This window comes from Robertkochia solimangrovi, from assembly GCF_007279655.1.
In the GTDB taxonomy this organism is placed as follows: Bacteria; Bacteroidota; Bacteroidia; order Flavobacteriales; family Flavobacteriaceae; genus Robertkochia; species Robertkochia solimangrovi.
This window is the reverse complement of the sequence record NZ_QKWN01000006.1, coordinates 300,476-320,419: the sequence shown is the minus strand read 5'-3', so window position 1 is coordinate 320,419 and position 19,944 is coordinate 300,476. Positions and strand designations below refer to the sequence as shown.

At 41.7% G+C, this 19,944-nt stretch carries 16 protein-coding genes; 5 read left to right on the top strand and 11 right to left on the bottom strand.

Translation table 11 applies throughout. From position 1 onward, the window contains the following. Nucleotides 1–95 precede the first annotated feature (95 nt). From DMZ48_RS09715 to DMZ48_RS09705, 3 genes are all read right to left on the bottom strand, one after another. Nucleotides 96–1,871 carry an AMP-dependent synthetase/ligase gene (locus DMZ48_RS09715; protein WP_143954941.1) on the bottom strand — a complete coding sequence of 592 codons (1,776 nt, stop codon included), beginning with the start codon at nucleotides 1,869–1,871 and terminating at the stop codon, nucleotides 96–98. A 115-nt stretch (nucleotides 1,872–1,986) separates the two neighbouring features. Further along, entirely contained in the window at nucleotides 1,987–5,655 is a 3,669-nt protein-coding gene (gene purL, locus DMZ48_RS09710; RefSeq protein ID WP_143954940.1) for a phosphoribosylformylglycinamidine synthase, read from the bottom strand. Nucleotides 5,656–5,859: 204 nt separating this feature from the next. After that, nucleotides 5,860–7,074, bottom strand: a complete 1,215-nt coding sequence (locus DMZ48_RS09705) for an RsmB/NOP family class I SAM-dependent RNA methyltransferase (RefSeq protein WP_143954939.1) — start codon at nucleotides 7,072–7,074, stop codon at nucleotides 5,860–5,862. A gap of 71 nt (nucleotides 7,075–7,145) precedes the next feature. Here DMZ48_RS09705 and DMZ48_RS09700 point away from each other — a divergent pair, with 71 nt between their 5' ends. Then, nucleotides 7,146–8,177, top strand: a complete 1,032-nt coding sequence (locus tag DMZ48_RS09700; RefSeq protein ID WP_143954938.1) for a WD40/YVTN/BNR-like repeat-containing protein — start codon at nucleotides 7,146–7,148, stop codon at nucleotides 8,175–8,177. A gap of 71 nt (nucleotides 8,178–8,248) precedes the next feature. On the opposite strand, the gene DMZ48_RS09695 is transcribed toward DMZ48_RS09700, so the two are convergent. The 7 genes from DMZ48_RS09695 to DMZ48_RS09665 all read right to left on the bottom strand — a co-directional run bounded on the left by DMZ48_RS09695 (nucleotide 8,249) and on the right by DMZ48_RS09665 (nucleotide 15,229). Next, on the bottom strand, nucleotides 8,249–8,692 hold the full coding sequence (locus DMZ48_RS09695) for a hypothetical protein (protein WP_143954937.1): 444 nt from the start codon (nucleotides 8,690–8,692) through the stop codon (nucleotides 8,249–8,251). 16 nt (nucleotides 8,693–8,708) lie between these two features. Continuing rightward, nucleotides 8,709–9,239: a hypothetical protein gene (locus DMZ48_RS09690; RefSeq protein WP_143954936.1), complete on the bottom strand. Its 531-nt coding sequence runs from the start codon at nucleotides 9,237–9,239 to the stop codon at nucleotides 8,709–8,711. Beyond that, nucleotides 9,236–9,778 carry an RNA polymerase sigma factor gene (locus DMZ48_RS09685; protein ID WP_143954935.1) on the bottom strand — a complete coding sequence of 181 codons (543 nt, stop codon included), beginning with the start codon at nucleotides 9,776–9,778 and terminating at the stop codon, nucleotides 9,236–9,238. The genes DMZ48_RS09690 and DMZ48_RS09685 overlap by 4 nt, the downstream gene beginning before the upstream one ends. Nucleotides 9,779–10,041: 263 nt before the next feature. After that, a complete protein-coding gene (locus DMZ48_RS09680) occupies nucleotides 10,042–11,865 on the bottom strand; it encodes an ABC transporter ATP-binding protein (protein ID WP_143954934.1) in 1,824 nt (607 codons plus the stop codon). Between the two features lie 69 nt (nucleotides 11,866–11,934). Next, nucleotides 11,935–13,659 (bottom strand): phospho-sugar mutase, encoded by a 1,725-nt coding sequence (locus DMZ48_RS09675; protein WP_143954933.1) that lies wholly within the window; start codon nucleotides 13,657–13,659, stop codon nucleotides 11,935–11,937. Between the two features lie 62 nt (nucleotides 13,660–13,721). Next, nucleotides 13,722–14,669 (bottom strand): glycosyltransferase family 2 protein, encoded by a 948-nt coding sequence (locus DMZ48_RS09670; protein WP_143954932.1) that lies wholly within the window; start codon nucleotides 14,667–14,669, stop codon nucleotides 13,722–13,724. Between the two features lie 41 nt (nucleotides 14,670–14,710). Next, on the bottom strand, nucleotides 14,711–15,229 hold the full coding sequence (locus tag DMZ48_RS09665) for a DUF4199 domain-containing protein (protein WP_143954931.1): 519 nt from the start codon (nucleotides 15,227–15,229) through the stop codon (nucleotides 14,711–14,713). A 177-nt stretch (nucleotides 15,230–15,406) separates the two neighbouring features. Here DMZ48_RS09665 and DMZ48_RS09660 point away from each other — a divergent pair, with 177 nt between their 5' ends. The 4 genes from DMZ48_RS09660 (at nucleotide 15,407) to mtaB (ending at nucleotide 19,534) form a co-directional block, all read left to right on the top strand. After that, nucleotides 15,407–15,658 carry a type B 50S ribosomal protein L31 gene (locus DMZ48_RS09660; RefSeq protein ID WP_143954930.1) on the top strand — a complete coding sequence of 84 codons (252 nt, stop codon included), beginning with the start codon at nucleotides 15,407–15,409 and terminating at the stop codon, nucleotides 15,656–15,658. Between the two features lie 157 nt (nucleotides 15,659–15,815). Further along, the gene (locus tag DMZ48_RS09655; RefSeq protein ID WP_143954929.1) at nucleotides 15,816–16,994 is read left to right on the top strand and encodes a GlmU family protein; all 1,179 of its coding nucleotides are present in this window, start codon (nucleotides 15,816–15,818) and stop codon (nucleotides 16,992–16,994) included. Between the two features lie 347 nt (nucleotides 16,995–17,341). Then, entirely contained in the window at nucleotides 17,342–18,022 is a 681-nt protein-coding gene (locus tag DMZ48_RS09650; RefSeq protein ID WP_162558698.1) for a lysoplasmalogenase family protein, read from the top strand. Between the two features lie 171 nt (nucleotides 18,023–18,193). After that, on the top strand, nucleotides 18,194–19,534 hold the full coding sequence (gene mtaB, locus DMZ48_RS09645) for a tRNA (N(6)-L-threonylcarbamoyladenosine(37)-C(2))-methylthiotransferase MtaB (RefSeq protein WP_143954927.1): 1,341 nt from the start codon (nucleotides 18,194–18,196) through the stop codon (nucleotides 19,532–19,534). Nucleotides 19,535–19,589: 55 nt separating this feature from the next. Here the strand turns inward: mtaB and DMZ48_RS09640 are convergent, their stop codons facing one another. Beyond that, a complete protein-coding gene (locus DMZ48_RS09640; RefSeq protein ID WP_143954926.1) occupies nucleotides 19,590–19,883 on the bottom strand; it encodes a GNAT family N-acetyltransferase in 294 nt (97 codons plus the stop codon). Nucleotides 19,884–19,944: the final 61 nt, after the last annotated feature.

The following is a 19,944-nucleotide window of genomic DNA, read 5'->3' as shown; positions in this document are numbered from 1 at the left end:
TGTCTTTTAAGATAATTTAATAAAAAAACTCCCCAGAATATGGGGAGTTTTCATAAATTTTGTCAAAATGGAACTCAGTTTGAATAGTAAATGAGTTATGCTCTATCATAGATCTTATTATATAGATCCTGATAAATTTGTTTGATAATCTTTCTTTTTAATTTGAGGGTAGGGGTGAGTTGTCCGCCTTCTGTACTCCAAGCATCCGGAGTGAGTTCAAACTTTTTAACGCGTTCCCAGTGCCCGAACTTCTGATTATACCGGTCTACTTCTTCCTGAAAACGGGCTATGACCTGCTGATTGCTGACTAAGGAAGCATCATCTCCGTTCAATTGAACATTGTGGCGGCGTGCCCATTCCCGAACAAAGTCAAAATTGGGTTGTATCAGGGCAGCGGGCATCTTTTCGCCTTCTCCGATCACCATGATCTGTTCGATGAACCTGGATTGTTTCATCTCGTTTTCTATAAGCTGAGGTGCGACATATTTTCCGCCTGATGTCTTGAACATTTCCTTCTTGCGATCGGTAATTCTCAGGAATCCTTCCTTATCGATCTCACCGATATCACCGGTATGGAAATAGCCGTCTTTTAATGCCTCTTCCGTGCGTTCCGGATCTTTGTAATATCCCATCATTACATTCGGACCTTTACAAAGAATCTCACCATCTTCGGCTATCTTTACTTCAACTCCGTTCAAAACTCTTCCTACGGTACCAATTTTCCATCCTCTGTTGTTCTGGTCATTAACTGCAATCACCGGAGATGTTTCCGTGAGTCCGTAGCCTTCCATAACTGGAATTCCTGCAGCTCCGAAAACTCTGGAAAGTCTTGGTTGCAATGCAGCACTTCCACTAACCAGGATCTTCAGATTTCCGCCTAATGCCTCCTGCCATTTACTGAAAATAAGTTTTCTAGCGATCTCCAGCTGAAAGCCATACCAGCTTCCATTGGCATTATAGGGTTCAAAATGATGACCCAGTTCTACAGCCCAAAAGAAAAGTTTTTTCTTGATTCCGGTCAGTTCTGACCCTTTGGCGTAGATCTTGTCGTATACTTTTTCAAGAAGTCTTGGCACCACACTCATTACCTCGGGTTTGACTTCTTTAAGGTTATCACTCATCTTGTCAATGGATTCTGCGAAATAGACTCTTATGCCAAAATATTGGTAGAGGTATACGAGCATTCTCTCAAAAATGTGACAAATAGGGAGGAAGCTAAGAGCTTTGTCTCCCGGTTCCAAAGGAACACGCTCATGACTTGCCATTACATTGGATGTGATATTCTTATGAGAAAGCATCACGCCTTTAGGGCGACCTGTGGTTCCTGAAGTATAAATAATCGTAGCCAGATCGTCTTCAGTTACAACTGCCTTTCTTGCTTCTACTTCATGCTGGTTGCTGTCATCTTTACCCAATTCCAGAATTTCGCGAAAATTCTTGACTCCTTTGATCTCGTTAAAGGAATAAACTTCCCTTAATTTCGGGATCTGATCACGAACACTGTTAAGCTTGTTATAGACCTCCTGATCAGAAACGATACAGATTACCGATTCTGAATGGTTAAGAATATAGGCATAATCTTCTTCAGCGATGGTAGGATAGATTGGCACATTCTGAGCACCTACCTGAAGTATACCAATATCTGCAATATGCCATTCTGTACGGTTATTGGAAGATATAACAGCAATTTTATCATTGGGATTAATTCCGGATCTCAGAAGACCCCGACTTACCTGGTTCGAGAGTGCAACATATTCGGCAGAAGAGGTTTTGACCCATTCATTACCGTATTTGGTTACCAAAGCATCATCGAGATTATGTTTCTCAAGTTGATAGGCAGGTATGTCAAAAAGACGGGAAACCTTTATCATTTTATTCGTTTTACAAAATTGCAAATTATAAAAAAATGTGCATTATTTTCATTAGGAATTAAAAAAAAGGAGTTGATTATTACCAACTCCTTAATTATTATGTAAATATATCAATTTATTTCTTTGCTTCCAGCCATTTTCTGGCATTGACAAAAGCCGTTAGCCATGGCGATACTTCGTCATTTCGGTCGTTTGGATAATGAGCCCAGTTCCAAGGGAATGTAGAACGTTCAAGGTGAGGCATCATTACAAGGTGTCTTCCGCTATCATCGGTCATCATCGCAGTATTGAAATCTGAACCATTAGGATTCGCCGGATACCCTTCGTATCCGTACTTACCAACGATGTTGTATTTTGATTCATCATAAGGGAAGCTGAACTTACCTTCACCATGTGCAGCCCAGATACCGAGCGTACTTCCTGCAAGTCCGGAAAGCATAACAGAATTGTTCTCCTGGATCTTCACGGACGTAAAGTTACATTCGAATTTATGAGATTCGTTATGTAGCATTTTCGGTTTGTCTTCATGGTCAGGGTTGATCAATCCGAGTTCCACGAACAATTGACATCCGTTACAAACGCCTAAGGAAAGGGTGTCATTTCTATCGAAGAATGCCTTAAGGGTTTTATTGGCCTTTTCGTTGTATAAGAAGGCTCCGGCCCATCCTTTTGCACTTCCCAATACGTCTGAGTTTGAGAATCCACCCACGGCAGCGATAAACTGAATATCCTCCAGTGTCTCACGTCCGCTTATAAGGTCGGTCATATGCACGTCTTTTACATCAAAACCTGCCAGATACATGGCATTGGCCATCTCTCTTTCTGAGTTACTTCCTTTTTCCCTGATTATCGCAGCCTTGATCCTTGGTTTACTAGAGTCCAAAATCGGTTTTTTGCCGTCGAAATCTGCAGGGAAACTATACGTTAAGGGTTGAATCTTATAATTGTTAGCTCTTTCATCCGCTTTCTTAACTCCACTTTGCTTAGCATCCAGAAGGTGAGAGGTTTTAAACCAAATATCTCTTAAGCGGGAGATGCTGAATGAGAAGTTCTGATCTCCGTTCTTAAGTTGAAGTCGATCACCTTCAACGGCACTTCCGATCTTTATAAAGGTGATTCCGGCCTCTTGAAGCATGGCTTCTGCTTTGGCATCATCGGCAACCTGGAATACAATCCCTGAATTTTCGTTGAATAAAGCCTTTACCGCATCCGACTCCTGTAACGGGGAAAGATCGATAAGAGCACCTGTATGCACATCGGCAAAACACATTTCCAACAAGGTAGTAATAAGTCCGCCACTGGCAACATCATGTCCTGCAAGGATCAGGTCTTTTTTGATGAGTTCCTGAATCGTATTAAAGGCTTGCTTAAACATTGCAGCATCTTTGATCGTAGGAACTTCATTACCAATAGCATTTCTAACTTGAGCAAAAGATGATCCGCCAAGTTTGAAATCGTCACCGGAAAGGTTGATATAGTAGATACTTCCACCTTCTATATGAAGGGTAGGTGAAACAGTTTTTGTGATATCGGAACAGTGTCCTGCTGCGGAGATGATAACCGTACCCGGAGCGATCACTTCTTCGTTCGGATATTTTTGTTTCATCGACAACGAGTCTTTTCCGGTTGGGATATTGATACCCAAGGCTATTGCAAAATCTGAACAACCTTCTACTGCATCATAAAGTCTGGCATCTTCTCCTTCATTCTTACACGGCCACATCCAGTTTGCAGAAAGGGAAACAGACTTGATTCCTTCTTCTAAGGGAGCCCAGATAATATTGGTCAGAGACTCTGCTATTGAATTACGGCTTCCTGCAACCGGATCAACCAAAGCAGAGACAGGCGCATGACCTATTGCGGTTGCAATTCCTTCCTTCCCTTTGTAATCAAGAGCCATGACGCCACAATTGTTAAGGGGAAGTTGTAACGGTCCGGTACATTGTTGTGTTGCAACACGGCCGCTTACACATCGGTCTACTTTATTGGTCAACCAGTCTTTACTCGCCACGGCTTCCAATTGCAGTACCTGTTCCAGGTACTCCGTGATAGCACCGGCATTATATTCCGGCGATTTATAATTTCTATTGATCTTACGATCGTTCATGATTGTTTTCGGAGAACTTCCGAACATATCGCTGAGATCAAGATTCATAGGTTTTACTCCACGAGATGATGATTCAAAGGAGAAATGGTCATCTCCGGTAACATCACCTACCTCATACATCGGTGATCTTTCACGATCTGCGATCCTTTTGAGTCTCTCGGTATGTTCTTTTCCGATTACCAGTCCCATTCGCTCCTGACTTTCATTTCCGATGAGTTCTTTCAGGGAAAGGGTTGGATCTCCAACTGGAAGCTTATCGATCTCGATTCTTCCACCGGTATCTTCCACAAGTTCGGAAAGACAGTTTAAGTGTCCTCCGGCACCATGGTCATGAATGGAAACAATATCATTATCATCGCTTTCCACCATGGCTCTTACAGCGTTCGCAACACGTTTTTGCATTTCAGGATTCGAACGTTGTACGGCATTGAGTTCGATTCCACTGCTGAATTCACCGGTATCGGCAGATGATACTGCAGCACCCCCCATTCCGATACGATAGTTATCACCACCCATCACCACGATCTTATCGCCGGTTTTAGGAGTTGCTTTTATCGATTGATCGATTTTACCATATCCGATTCCACCGGCAAGCATGATCACTTTATCAAATCCCAGCTTCCTTGCTTCTTCTTCATGTTCGAAGGTAAGTACGGAACCTGCGATCAGTGGCTGACCGAATTTATTTCCAAAGTCGGAAGCTCCGTTGGATGCTTTGATAAGGATATCCATCGGGGTTTGGTATAACCATTTTCTTTCATCCATTTGGTTTTCCCAGGGTCGATTTTCTTCCAGTCGGGAATACGAGGTCATATATACCGCGGTTCCTGCAAGCGGTAATGATCCTTTTCCACCGGCAAGGCGGTCTCTGATTTCACCTCCTGAACCCGTTGCAGCTCCATTAAAAGGCTCTACGGTAGTAGGAAAATTATGTGTTTCCGCTTTGATGGATATAACAGAATCGAATTCTTTTTCAGTATAATAATCAGGTTTATCACCACTCTTAGGAGCGAATTGAGTAACCTTTGGGCCTTTCAGAAAGGCAACGTTGTCTTTATAAGCCGAAACGATATCGTTCGGGTGTTCTTCAGAGGTCTTTTTGATCAGTTTGAAAAGCGAAGTAGGCTTTTCTTCACCATCGATCACAAAGGTACCGTTAAAGATCTTATGGCGGCAGTGTTCAGAATTGATCTGTGCGAAGCCGTAAACTTCAGAATCGGTAAGCTTTCGTCCAAGCTTTTCAGCAAGTCCGTTTAAGTAGCTAACCTCTTCCTCGCTAAGTGAAAGGCCTTCCTTATCATTGTATGCCGAGATATCTTCGATCTCCATAATAGGCTGCGGTTCGATCTCTATTTTGAAGAGGTTTTGATCCAGTTTCGCAAATTTCTGCGAAAGCATCGGATCATAATCGTGACTGTCTTCTTCGCAAGGAAAAAACTCTTCTATGCGGAGAATTCCTTCAATACCCATATTCTGGGTGATCTCAACAGCATTGGTACTCCATGGAGTGATCATCGTGGCACGGGGACCAACAAAAAAGGCGTCAACGGACGCCGCACCTAAGTTCGGTTGGTTACCGAACAACCAGATCAGTCTGGAATTATCTTCTGCCGACAGTTCTTTAGAGGTTTGAACTGCAAAAACCTTTTCCTTTGGGTTTCCGAAGAAAACGATCATAAATGTCAGTGTTTTAGTCCGCTTTAGGTAGCGAACTGATAATTTTTTATTGAAAGCGCAAAGGTAAAATTTTCCGTTTAAATTTCCGCCTATTTTATAGTGGTAAATACGAATTGTATGCTGATGTTTAACTATTGTTAAACCAGTTGAAACGCAATGTATTAGCGTTTGCGTAAAGTTATACCTGTCTTTTGTGCTTTCTGCTTAATCCTTTTTTTCGAGCAGGGCCATATAGAAACCGTCAAATCCGGCTTCTGAAGCAAGGATACTTTTGTCTTTTACCAGTTTGAAATTAGCCCCGGATTCCGATTTAAGGAATTGTTCTACCTGAGCGCGATTTTCTGAAGGAAGGATCGAGCAGGTAGCATAGACCATTTTACCTCCCTTTTTAACCATGGTTGAGTAATCTTTCAGGATCTGTTGCTGAGTTTCTTTTATAGAATCCAGAAATTCGGGTTGCAGTTTCCATTTCGCATCAGGATTTCTTCTCAATACGCCGAGTCCGCTACAGGGAGCATCGATCAATACTCTGTCTGCACTTTCCTTTAATTTTTTGATCACTTTTGATGAGTCGATCACACGCGTTTCAACATTGTGCGCTCCATTTCTTCGGGCTCTTCGTTTGAGTTCGGAAAGTTTGTTTCCGAATATATCCATCGCAATGATCTGACCTTTGTTTTCCATTCTGGCAGCGAGGTGAAGTGTTTTCCCCCCGGCACCTGCACAGGTATCAACCACTCGCATTCCCGGAGCAGCATCCACAAAATCGGCCACCAGTTGGGAAGATGCGTCCTGTACTTCAAAGAGGCCTTGCTGAAATGCTTCCGTTTTAAAGATATTTGCCCTTTCCGCTAACACCAGTGCGTCCGGGTATCCTTTTAGCGGTTTCGATTGAATATCTTCTTCAAGAAGTCTTTTTTGTAATGAATTTACATCGGTTTTGAGCGAGTTAGCTCTTATGATCACATCGGCTTGTTCATTGAGCGCATTGAGTTCTTTGGTCCAAACCTTTTCACCGAGTTCCTTAACGCCCAGTTCATCCATCCAGTCAGGGATGGATTCGCGATATTTTCTGATCTTGGAAAGTTCATCAAATCTACCTTTGATTCTTCGGGAAGGGGTGTCCTTTAAATGCGGCCAGTCGGGAAGGCGTATACCTCTTAAGACAGCCCAAACTCCAAAGATTCTCCAGAGGTTTTCGCGGCTGAAGGGTTCATTTACATCGGCGATAGCAGCATAAAGTCTTTTCCAACGAACGATATCATAGGTTGTTTCCGCGATGAATCCACGATCACGGGCACCCCATCTTTTATCGCGTTTGAGTAATTGTTCCACCACCTTATCGGCATATTTGTCTCCGTTGAATATTTCGTTCAATCCGTCGATTACTGCAAAAACCAGATTTCTGTGAAGTTTCATAAAAAATAAAATTGACCGCAAAGGTATTGCTTTGTCGGCTATTAAACTTATTTTTAGTCCAAATTCTGATTATGATCCGATACATCCTACTTTTATGTCTTCTGGCCTCTTGTGCCGGTAAAACCGAATCTGTAAAAAATAATTATACCACGGTAAAAATCGAACCTGTTTATGAAGACAGCGTGAGTATTCGGGCCATAACGATGATGGGTAAGAATCTCGGTTTTGCAGGTACCGATAATCTATATGGTCTTTATGATAATTCCAGGAATCTGGTTCGAACCTCAAAGATCGAACACGACTCTCTGAAATTGCAGTTCAGAGCCGTGGCTGCTACTTCAAATGATTTCTTCGTATTATCGATCGAAAGTCCTGCTTTGTTGTTTAAAACGGGTGATCAGGGTAAGATGGAACTGGTTTATAAGGAAGAGGGTGAAGGTGTTTTTTATGATGCGATGACCTTTTGGGATGATTTGGACGGTATTGCCGTGGGTGATCCTGTAGGTGGTTGTATGTCTGTGATCGTTACCCGTGACGGCGGTAATACATGGGCCAAAGTGCCATGTGAAAAATTACCGGCATCCGATAAGGAAGGTGCATTTGCAGCCAGTAATACCAATATTGCTGTCAATGGGGATCATGCCTGGATCGCCACCGGTGGTGTTGAATCGAGGATTCTGCATTCTGCAGACCGAGGACAGACCTGGGAATCGATCGAGGTGCCAGTGGTTAAAGGCAAGGAAACTACGGGAATGTATTCAGTGGCCTTTTATGATGCTATGAACGGATTTGCTATAGGAGGCGATTATACCGAGCCTACAGGAAATACTGCCAATAAGCTTAAAACAACTGATGGAGGTAAGACTTGGAAAACCGTTGCCGATGGAATTGAACCCGGATACCTTTCTTGTGTACAATATGTACCCGGAGGTCAGGCCTCTGAATTGGTAGCGGTTGGATTCAATGGAATCTATTATTCTTCTACTGCAGGCGATTCATGGATAAAATTATCTGATGAAGGTTTTTATACGTTAAGATTCGATACAGATTCCACGGCTTATGCCGCAGGAAAGGATCGAATATCCAGGCTTGAATTCAAATAATCCAGGAGCTTATCCGGAGACAATCCTAAAAAAAAACACCGGTTAAATTTCTTTAACCGGTGGATTTCAATTTATTCTTTTTTTCGATGCATTTCCTTTAATTGCCTGTAGAGTTCTCGTTTAAAATCTTCCTCTAAAACTCTGAGATAGATAGCCTTTTTGGAAGAAAGCACTTTTTCTACATTGTCATAGTAGGCTTGTTCAGTCTCAAAGATTTTGGTCTCCAGTGTCTTTAATTGCTTTGATATTTCTCTGGATTCCTGATCGGTGATTCCTGACAATCCACTTTTGCGAAGGTCTCGCATTAATTTTCCATGTTCCCGAACTTTGAGTTGAAATAGGAGATCATCGTATTTATTGTGAACTGGCCAGAATTTCTCCGCTTCAGCGGAAGAGAGTTCCAGCTTTTCGGTGATGAAGGCAACCTTCATGGCTCTGATCTTATCACGCTTGCTTTCCTGAGCCTGGCCGGAAAAGCAAAATAGGATGACCATTGCAGTTAGGATATATTTCATGATCGTATGTTGTTTTTTAATTTTCATTTAAATTTTCAAAGCTTACGACATTGTAAATGTCTGTGTTATCATAAAGGTAATCGAGAATAGCATCCTCATCTACCAGTTCTTTTGTTAGAGATAACTCCTCCAGATCCTGAGCGTCTATGTCTTCAAAAAGTAGACTATAAGGAATGAAATCCAGATAGTCAGATTCAAGGCTTGATTCTGTTTCATTTCCGGAAGCCACAGCATCCTGCGCGGAAGGGAAATTATCGTTACGGGTAAAATATACAGTCATTACAATAACGATGACCGCCGCTGCAACCGGACCAAGTATTTTGTAGAGGGAAATAACACGTCCGGATTTCTTAGATTCGATCTTTTCGAACAATTCCTTTTCAAACCGATCCCAGTATGCGGGGTTGACCTTAAAACCTTCGTCATCGGGAAGAGAATCCTTAAGTCGCGCACGGCTCAAGAGGTCATCTTCAAAGTCCCGAAAATAATCGTCGGGAACTTTAAACCCTTTATTTTTATTATTTAGATCTTCGGGTATCATTTTCAATCTGTGTTTTTCAGATATTCTTCAATTTTTTTTGCTGCATGATGATAGGATGCTTTTAAGGCTCCCACGGATGTATGGAGTATTCTGGATATATCCTCATACTTCATTTCATCGTAATAACGCATGTTAAAAACCAACAATTGTTTTTCAGGTAACTGCGCTAATGCTTCCTGTAATTTGTACTGTATTTCATCTCCTTCAAAATATACATCGGCTCTGAGGTTTTTGATCTTCTGACTCTTGAGTTCCTCATTGGTTATATTGTTCTTTCGTGCCTGAGCATTCAGAAAACTGATTGCTTCATTAGTGGCGATCCTGTACATCCAGGAATAGATCGAACTCTCTCCTCTGAAACCATTGATGTTGGTGTACACTTTGATAAACGTATTTTGCAGTACATCGTCGGTATCGTGATGATCAAGTACGATCCGACGGATATGCCAGTACAACCTTTCTTTATAGAGTTGTACAAGCTTGCGGAACGCTGCTTCCTGCGTTCGTTTATCCTGTAATTCGTTTACCAGTTCCTGCGCCTCCAATCAATAGGATTTTAAAGTAAGACTACAAATTAATAAAAAGGTTTAAAATGAATGATGAATAATGTTAAAGAGCCCGTGAAGTTCGCTGGTGTATACCAGGGCGTTTGCAGATCACTTGATCGCAGGAGCCTGTTTTGTATGTAGGAATGACCCTCACCGGATAGCACATTTTGTTTGATCGATAATCTCCATAAACAATAAACCAGACAAATGTTTGAGTCATTGTCTGGTTCATTAGATCTTTTAACATAATTCGGTAGGGTCTACCCGAATGATTGCATTTCCACGAGTTTTTTATAGACATTGCCATTTTCCAGCAATTTCTGATGGTCGCCCTGTTCCACGATCTTCCCTTTTTGCATGACAATGATCTGATCTGCATTTTGAATAGTAGAAAGACGGTGAGCGATCACGATGGAGGTACGGTTACGCATCATATTCTCGAGAGCTACCTGTACGAGTTTTTCACTTTCGGTATCCAGTGCTGAAGTAGCTTCGTCCAGAATCATGATCGGAGGGTTTTTAAGTACCGCTCTGGCGATGGATAAACGTTGTTTTTGTCCACCGCTTAATTTACCACCGGAATCTCCGATATTAGTATCGAACTTTTCGGGAAGATCCATGATGAAATCGTAGGCATTTGCGATTTTTGCTGCCTCTTCGATCTCTTCCATGGTGGCATCGGGTTTTCCCAGACGGATATTGTTAGCGACGGAATCATTAAAAAGGATGCTATCCTGAGTTACGATTCCCATCAATTCTCGCAGGCTGGATTTAGTGATGTTTCTGATGTCAGTTCCATCGATCTTGATGGCTCCCTGATTAACATCATAAAAACGGGTTACAAGATTTGCAATTGTACTTTTTCCACTTCCGGATTGACCGACCAGGGCAACGGTACTTCCTTTGGGGATGTCCAGACTGAATTCTTTCAGAACAAGATCATCTTCATATGCGAAACTTATTTTTTCAATAGTGATCTTATCTTCAAATTCAGATTTTATGATGGCATCCGGCGCATCCTTAATGGTGTTTTCTGTTTCCAGGACCTCCAGTACTCTTTCAGCGGCAGCATTCCCTTTCTTAACTCCGTAAGAAGCTTTACTGATGGATTTTGCAGGAGTCAGAATATTATAGGCAAGACCCATATAGGCGATAAAAGAAGAGGGGTCAAGGGTTTTGTCGATCAAAACCATTTTACCGCCAAACCATAGGAGTATTCCTATAACCAGAATACCCAGAAATTCGCTGGTAGGAGAAGCCAGATTCTGGCGGTTCAGGACACTGTTGGAAAACCTGAAGAATCGGGTGGTGGAAGCTCCGAACTTCTCGTTGAACCGACCTTCGGCATTGAAAGCTTTTATAACACGTAAGCCACCCAGTGTTTCTTCGATGATGGATAAAAAGTCACCTTGTTCCTTCTGTGCCTTGTCTGATTGTTTTTTTAAAGATTTTCCGATTCGCGATATGAGCATTCCGGCAATCGGAATGAAGATGAATACGAAAAGGGTGAGTTTGGTACTTATTCCGAACATCACGATGATAGTGAACAGAATAGTCAGGGGTTCCCGAACGATCAATTCGAGAATGGACAGGAAAGAATGCTGTATTTCCAACACATCGGAGGTGATACGAGCGATAATATCTCCTTTTCTTTTTTCTGAATAGTATGCGATAGGCAAACTGGTCACCTTTTTGAACATCGCATCTCTGATATCCCGTAATACACCGTTTCTCAGAAAGGTGATGAAATACATAGCCAGGTAGTTGAACAGATTCTTAAGCAAGAATAGTACGATGACCAGTGAGATCACCAGTACCAAAGCTTTCATCTGATCCTCCCCGGCGAATTCGGTAACTTTGAAATTGAGGTAATCCTGAAGATAATTCTTCAAATCTCCCAGTCCGGTATATTCGGGTTTACTGTAAACCTTTTGATTCTCTCCGAACAGAACGTCCAACATTGGGATCAGCGCAACGAAAGAGACGGCGCTGAACAAAGCGTAAAGAATATTAAAAAAGATATTGAGTATACCGTATTTGCGGTAGGGCGCTGCGAAATGCAGTATTTTTTTAAAATAGTTCATGTCTTATTAAAAGTGAATCCTGTTGTCGATATATGACGATCCCGCAGTGACTGCGGGATCTGTAAGTCTTTATTTGATCTTTAGCTCGTCGATAATGCGATCGAGTTTATCGTTCAGGCTCTTTTCTGCTTCCTTGAATTCTGAGGGGTCTGATAATTTTCCGTTTACGCTGAAATAGAACTTTATTTTCGGTTCCGTACCACTGGGGCGGGCAGCGATCTTAGTACCGTCTTCTGTGATCAGAATTAGTACATTGGATTTTGGAATATCCAGGATGGTTTTTGTGCCTGTTGCTGTATCGGTAGCGGTGCTGTCTGCATAATCTTCTACACGTATTACTTTGGACCCATCCAAAGTGGCCGGTGGGTTTTCTCTGAAATCGACCATCATCTGTTTGATTTCAGCGGCTCCACTCATTCCTTTCTTGGTAAGGGAAACCAGTTTTTCCTTAAAGAATCCGAAATCTAAATAACACTTCAGTAGTTCTTTGTAGAAGGAGCTGTTGGCTGCTTTTGCTTCTGCAGCGATCTCACAAGCCAGTAGGGAAGAGGTTACAGCGTCCTTATCACGAACGAAATCCCCAACCATATAACCAAAACTTTCTTCACCTCCTCCGATAAATTCTTCATTAGGAAAATCCACGATCATTTTGGCGATCCATTTGAATCCTGTAAGTCCTTCCTTGTAATCAACTTTGTAAGCATCTGCAAGGTTCTTCATCATAGGTGTCGAAACGATTGTAGAAGCTATGAATTGTTTGCCATTGATACGACCTTCTTTTTTCCATTTATCCAGGAGGAAGCGGGTCATGAGGATCATGGTCTGATTTCCGTTGAGCAAGGTCATTTGGCCTTCATTATTTCGCACGGCGATACCGAGTCGGTCACAATCCGGATCGGTACCGATCACCATATCTGCACCGACTTCATCGGCTTTTTTCATCGCCATTTCGAGTGCTGCCGGTTCTTCCGGATTAGGGGAGGCAACCGTCGGGAAGTTTCCATCGGGTTTTGCCTGCTCTTCGACGATATGTACATTTTTGAAGCCAGCTCTTTTTAAAGTTTCCGGGAGTACGGTGATGGAAGTTCCGTGAAGAGAAGTGAATACAATACTAAAGTCATCCTTACCTTTGGCTCCGATACTACCATTAGCAACCGATGCATTGATAAAAGCTTCATCTACTTCTTTGTCGATCAATTCGATAAGTGAAGCATCGGCATTGAATTTTATGTCTTTAAAGTCCAGGCTTTCAATTTCTTCGATTATTTCCCCGTCCTGAGGAGGAACGATCTGGCCTCCGTCTTCCCAGTATACCTTATAACCATTGTATTCAGGAGGGTTGTGAGAAGCAGTTAATACTACTCCACATTGACAGTTGAGATGTTTTACTGCAAAAGATAGTTCAGGGGTAGGACGCAGTTCCGAAAATAGATAAACTCGGATGCCGTTCGCAGCGAATACCTCTGCTACTACTTTTGCCAGGGTGTCACTGTTATGTCGGCAGTCATAAGCGATCGCAACTTTCAGTTCCGTGTCTGGAAATGCTCTTTTGAGATAGTTACTGAGTCCCTGAGTATTCTTTCCCAGGGTATATTTGTTGATCCGATTGGTTCCTACCCCCATGGTACCGCGCATTCCACCGGTTCCGAATTCCAGATTCTTATAAAACCGTTCTTTGAGTTCTTCCTGATCTGTATCGATCAAAGATTGCACCGATTTTCTGGTGTCATCATCAAAAAAATCATCGAGCCAATTTTTGGCATTCTCTACTATTTGGTCAATGCTAATGTCCATGAATTTATTTTTTTCAAATTTACTAAGATTGAACTTATCCCTTTAACAAATTACTATTTTCTTTACAGATTTGCGCGCTCAGCAATGCGATAGCGTTCCCCTGTTTTTCTGGAACGCAGGATAAGTTCTCCGAGAAAGCCGGCAATAAAGAGTTGGGTACCGATGATCATTGCGGTAAGGGCTATGTAAAATTGAGGGCGTTCTGTGATCAATCTTCCGGATTTATGGAAGAACATTTTATCGATACCCAGATAGGCAGCGAAACTAAAACCGATAAAGAACATAAACACACCCAGTGCCCCAAAAAGGTGCATGGGTTGTCTTCCAAATCGGGAGATGAACCAGATCGTTATGAGATCCAGAAATCCGTTGATGAATCGCTCTATTCCAAATTTGGTCTTCCCATATTTTCGGGCCTGGTGCTGAACGACCTTTTCCTCGATCTTACTAAACCCTGCATTTTTGGCGAGTACCGGGATGTAGCGGTGCATTTCTCCGTGAACATCGATGTTCTTAATCACGGCCTGACGATAGGCTTTAAGTCCGCAATTAAAATCATGAAGTCGTACTCCTGAGGTTCTTCGTGCGGCCCAGTTGAATAATTTCGAAGGCAGGTTCTTGGCTATGATGGAATCATAGCGCTTTTTTTTCCAGCCAGAGACCAGATCCAGGTGGTCTTCACTGATCATTTTATAGAGTTCAGGTATCTCTTCAGGATTGTCCTGAAGGTCTGCATCCATGGTGATCACCACATCGCCTGAGGCAATCTCAAAACCCGCATGCAGCGCCTGAGATTTGCCGAAGTTTTTCATGAATCGGATCGCCTTGACTTCAGGATGAGCAGCACTGAGACCGGAAATGATATTCCAGGAATTGTCGGTACTCCCATCGTCGATGAAAATGATTTCATAAGAAAAGCGATTGGACCGCATAACACTAGCGATCCAATCGTATAATTCGGTGAGTGATTCCTCTTCGTTAAGTAGTGGTATTACTACTGATACGTTCATGTATGTGTGCTGAGTGAAACTTAAGGAACCAAAGATATAAATTAGTAATCACTTTTCTCCTTTTTCATAATAAGTCCTGTGATCAATGAAAACACAAAACCGAGGAATAAATTAAAAATCAGTACGATCGGGTAGGTGATCCAGAAATATTCTTTTTGATTCTTCAGTGCAGTTTCGATCTGCTCCGGAGTCAGATCCGGATTTTGTTGTAAGGTACTTTTGGTGATTTCTGCTGTACGATCCATGAATTCAGGTTCGATCACATTTACATAAAGCATGAGGTAAATCACTGAGATGATCCCGGCGATCATAGCTGCACCAATACCTACTTTCAGTGCCTGACTCAGGCTAAGATACCCCCCATTATCCTTTTTGAACTGATAGATCGCAAGTACCAGGATTATGATCAGCATTAGTGTTGATACCAGGGAATTTGCCCAGCTTTGCGAATATTGCAGATCATTGAAATGCAGCAGTAAACTGAAAGCGATTCCGGCTACCGCGAGGATAATTCCAAATTTTAAAGCATATTTGCCAGTGGAAGGTTGTAAATTTTCCATTTTGAAGTTGATTTAAGTTGTTACAAAAGATATGTAATATTAACGTATATTTTGTTACAGTTTGACGAAATTTAATTTCACTCAAATAAAATTTGCTTAAAAATGATTGTGTATCAAAAATAATTACATAAATTTGCACCTCGAAAAAATTCTGAAGTTAAAGACAACATAAGGACGATGAAAAAAGATATACATCCGGAAAATTACAGATTGGTAGCATTTAAGGATATGTCAAATGAAGACGTATTTATCACCAAGTCTACTGCTGATACAAGAGAGAGCATTGAAATAGATGGTGTGGAGTATCCTTTGATTAAACTGGAGATTTCCAGATCATCACACCCTTACTACACAGGAAAATCCAAACTTGTGGATACTGCTGGTAGAATTGATAAGTTCAAGAACAAATACGCAAAGTTCAAGAAGTAATTTTGCTTTAACATACCGAATCAAACCTCTGATCTATTCAGGGGTTTTTTTGTTGGCTGTAATCAATCTTTCCGTACACCGAGGAAAATGATAACTGAACAGTTAACACCATTTATTTTCCGCTAAATCCCTTATCTTTAAATTAAAATTCCACCCAATGAACTATATCCTTTTTGACGGACCGGTACGACGAGCTTTATTGCCATTTACTTACACACGTCCCGTTGCAGATATCAGGATCGGTATCCTGACCATCCGGGAAAAATGGGAACGTTATCTCGGTTATACCACTACTACAATCACAGAAGAATATCTTTCGGAAAAATACCCGATGGTAGAGCTGGAAGAGAATATTCTCATCAATGCTGCTTTCCTTCCTAACGAAGAAATGGTAGAGATGATTCGTGAACTTCAGCCTAATCAGGCCATTTTTTGCCAGGAGGAGGTGATCGCTTTTTTTACCACAGAAGCACAGGAAGATATCGACCTAAGCACTTATGAGGCTCTGGAATTTGAGGGAGATTATACACATGTCGAGAACACATGGGATATCTTTACTAAGAATGGCGAGGCTTTGGAGGCAGATTTTGAATTGATCACCGCAGGTAGGCGAAGTCAGCCGATCTCACCTACGAATAATGTGATCAATCCTGAAAATATCTTTCTGGAAGAAGGTGCGGTTGTTGAATTCTGTACACTGAATGCTTCAGATGGACCAATCTATATCGGGAAGGATGCTCTCGTAATGGAGGGTTGTATGATTCGTAACGGATTTTCTCTCGGCGAAAAAGGACTTGCGAAAATGGGTGGAAGGTTCTACGGACCCAGTACGTTCGGTCCGCATTGTAAAATTGGTGGAGAGATCAATAATGTGGTTATGTTCGCCTATTCCAATAAAGGTCATGACGGGTTTCTCGGAAATTCGGTAGTTGGCGAATGGTGTAATTTTGGAGCTGATACCAACAGTTCGAATATGAAGAATAATTATGCTGAGGTTCGCTTGTGGGATTATGAAACCGAGCGTTTCGCCCGTACCGGATTACAGTTCTGTGGATTGATGATGGGAGATCACAGTAAATGTGGGATCAATACCATGTTCAATACCGGAACCGTTATCGGTGTAAGTGCTAATATCTTCGGGAGTGGATTTCCCCGGAATTTTATCCCCAGCTTTTCATGGGGGGGTGCTTCTGGGTTTACCCCATATCTTCCGGTGAAGGCTTATGAAACTGCCCGGGCTATGATGGGAAGGAGAGGACTTGAATTCACAGATCTCGATAAAGCGATAATGGATCATGTCTTCGAAGAAAGCGCTAAATGGCGTAAAGGGACATAATTATAATTAATGATATAAGGGGCATTTGTGATACTGGTGCTACTGGTGGCAATGGTGACAATTGGGTTGAACGGGTGGTTTGATGTTGTTTGTTTCCGGTGTTAATCGTTAGCGGGTGAAGTTTGCCTGCGGTGGGGAACGGCCATTTTACAGGATAGATTTTTAGCGTAATATCTGTATTTGACGCACCTGATTCAAACATTTTCGTCACCATTCATTCGTCGGAAAAATCGTATATTTAACAGGTGTTTTACAGCAACTTATCGAAAAGCGACCGAATCTTTGACAGAATCGCCTTCTGAGTAGTATTTTTAATTTTCTGTCACTACTATGTAAATCAGATGTTAATGCTATTCAGGTCAGAAAGGGGCTTCACAATCCTGTTTATAGCCATGCTCATCATCGATATCGTATTGAACAATATCGCGGGAATGGAATTGTACGGTTATACCAGTAAGCTGGTATTGCTGGTCTTTTTGCTGACATTTTTTCTGCTGAATTCCGGTAACCTGAATCGTTTCGAAAGGGGCTTTATTACTTTAGCTCTTATCGCGTTTCTTGCAGGTGAATATTTTATCATGGCCGGTAGTACAATTGATATTTTTACGATTGGATGTATTCTCATCGTATTTTCTAAACTTCTCTATTGTTGTGCCTTTATCTACCGGGTAGACTATGATATCGACCGGATATTGCCATATCTGGTATTTACGACCCTGTATTCTTTAACGGTGATTTATTTTCTTTATGATCTCCCCGGTCATTTACCGGCATTTTTGTTTCTGGTATTCGCTCTTATTGTGGTCAAATTTGCATATCTCCGTTTTGATCGGGTCGATCCGAGAAGCTTTTGGCTGGTTATGTCAGGAGCTATCCTTTTTCTTGTTTCAGAAACCGTCTTTGTGTTTCATTCAGAAATGAGGCCATTCTCCTCCAGCAGTATCTTTGTTTTGTCCGGTTACGGACTTGCTCAGTATCTGATTATTCTCGGAATGTTGGAGCAAAATACTGTGGAAGTTTCCAAATAAACATAGACTTTACTGTTAGTGTCTTGAAAAGCAATCAGTTAATCTGTTAAAAGTACTTTCAGGCAATTTTAAGATGCGATAATTAGTCGTATATTTGTGCCCGTTTTTATTATTAATATTTAATCATACCGATTTTGTTGTTTCGGTAATAAATGCAGTAAATGTATTGCTATGAACGATCGTAAGAAGGTTGCATTTTATACGCTTGGTTGTAAGCTGAATTTTTCAGAGACTTCAACTATAGCCCGTAATTTTTCTGATGAAGGATTCGACAGGGTAGATTTTTCTGAGCCTGCAGATATCTATGTCATCAATACTTGTTCGGTTACCGAAAATGCTGATAAACGTTTTAAGACGATCGTAAAGCAGGCGCAAAAGTCAAATCCTGATGCTTTCGTGGCTGCAGTTGGTTGTTATGCGCAATTGAAGCCGGAGGAACTCGCCGCAGTAGACGGAGTAGACCTTGTATTGGGGGCTACCGAAAAATTTAAAATTACCGACTATATAAATGATCTTAGTAAAAATGATTTCGGTGAGGTTCACAGCTGTGAGATCTCGGAAGCAGATTTTTATGTGGGTAGTTATTCCATCGGCGACAGAACCCGTGCATTTTTAAAAGTTCAGGATGGTTGTGATTATAAGTGCACTTATTGTACCATTCCGCTGGCAAGAGGAATAAGCAGATCGGATGCGCTCGAAAATGTACTGAAGAACGCAGGGGAGATCGCAGCACAGGATATTAAAGAGATCGTACTCACCGGTGTGAATATCGGTGATTATGGAAAAGGAGAGTTCGGTAATAAGAAACATGAACATACATTCTTTGAATTGGTGCAGGCGCTTGATGAGGTAGCGGGTATCGAAAGATTACGTATATCCTCCATCGAGCCTAATCTTCTGAAAAACGAGACTATTGATTTTGTTGCGGCCAGCAGAACGTTTGTACCGCATTTCCATATACCGCTGCAAAGTGGAAGTAATAAGATACTCGGACTCATGAGAAGACGCTATCAGCGGGAGTTGTATGTGGAGCGAGTTGCCAGAATTCGTGAGGTGATGCCTCATGCTTGTATCGGGGTGGATGTGATCGTTGGTTTTCCTGGGGAAACCGATGAATTGTTCCTGGAAACCTATAAATTTTTAGCCGATCTGGATATCTCGTATTTACATGTTTTCACTTATTCGGAACGCGATAATACAATAGCTGCCGGGATGGATGGGGTAGTGCCCGGAAATGTCAGAGCGAAAAGAAGTAAGATGCTTCGTGGGTTATCGGTGAAAAAACGCAGAGCTTTCTATGAGAAACAGCTCGGCTCTGAAAGGGTGGTGTTGTTCGAAGGAGAGAATAAAGAAGGATATATCCATGGTTTTACTGAGAACTATGTGAAAGTGAAGGCTCCCTGGAATCCGGAATTGGTAAATGAACTGCATCGCGTTAAACTGGACAGGATCGATGAGGATGGATTGGTGCGATTTGAATTCGTAGAATCGGAAGTGTCGGTTTCGGTGTAGTCAGAAGCTAAATATAATACCATAAAAAAACCGTGTAATTACACGGTTTTGTTTTTCATATTCTGATTCCTACCGGAAGCAGACCTTTGAATTCTTTATGTCTTCTTAAAAAGCCTGCAATTTGCGGACTTGTAGGGACGACGCTTAGGTTTTTTGCTTCGATATGTGTAAGTACTGCTTTGATAAATTCATTTCTGAATTCAGGTTCGTTCAGTTCTTCAGGGATGACTAATTTCGTTAAAAAAACTTTGCGCTCCTGAGAAGCGTACTCGATCTTGGCTAGTTTTCCGTCGACCTTAGTTTCAAACTGACGCAAAAATTCATTGTCATTTATTACTACTTCATTCATTATTGTGAGGTTTATTGATGCCTTTAACCATATACACTGTATAAAACAGTTAAGATCCTGA

Bases quoted from the DNA above. Each gene is read 5' to 3' on its own strand.
- DMZ48_RS09715 (WP_143954941.1), bottom strand. From the start codon at position 1,871: ATGATAAAGGTTTCCCGTCTTTTTGACATACCTGCCTATCAACTTGAG.
- purL (WP_143954940.1), bottom strand. From the start codon at position 5,655: ATGATCGTTTTCTTCGGAAACCCAAAGGAAAAGGTTTTTGCAGTTCAA.
- DMZ48_RS09705 (WP_143954939.1), bottom strand. From the start codon at position 7,074: ATGAAACTTCACAGAAATCTGGTTTTTGCAGTAATCGACGGATTGAAC.
- DMZ48_RS09700 (WP_143954938.1), top strand. From the start codon at position 7,146: ATGATCCGATACATCCTACTTTTATGTCTTCTGGCCTCTTGTGCCGGT.
- DMZ48_RS09695 (WP_143954937.1), bottom strand. From the start codon at position 8,692: ATGAAATATATCCTAACTGCAATGGTCATCCTATTTTGCTTTTCCGGC.
- DMZ48_RS09680 (WP_143954934.1), bottom strand. From the start codon at position 11,865: ATGAACTATTTTAAAAAAATACTGCATTTCGCAGCGCCCTACCGCAAA.
- DMZ48_RS09675 (WP_143954933.1), bottom strand. From the start codon at position 13,659: ATGGACATTAGCATTGACCAAATAGTAGAGAATGCCAAAAATTGGCTC.
- DMZ48_RS09670 (WP_143954932.1), bottom strand. From the start codon at position 14,669: ATGAACGTATCAGTAGTAATACCACTACTTAACGAAGAGGAATCACTC.
- DMZ48_RS09665 (WP_143954931.1), bottom strand. From the start codon at position 15,229: ATGGAAAATTTACAACCTTCCACTGGCAAATATGCTTTAAAATTTGGA.
- DMZ48_RS09660 (WP_143954930.1), top strand. From the start codon at position 15,407: ATGAAAAAAGATATACATCCGGAAAATTACAGATTGGTAGCATTTAAG.
- DMZ48_RS09655 (WP_143954929.1), top strand. From the start codon at position 15,816: ATGAACTATATCCTTTTTGACGGACCGGTACGACGAGCTTTATTGCCA.
- DMZ48_RS09650 (WP_162558698.1), top strand. From the start codon at position 17,342: ATGCTATTCAGGTCAGAAAGGGGCTTCACAATCCTGTTTATAGCCATG.
- mtaB (WP_143954927.1), top strand. From the start codon at position 18,194: ATGAACGATCGTAAGAAGGTTGCATTTTATACGCTTGGTTGTAAGCTG.
- DMZ48_RS09640 (WP_143954926.1), bottom strand. From the start codon at position 19,883: ATGAATGAAGTAGTAATAAATGACAATGAATTTTTGCGTCAGTTTGAA.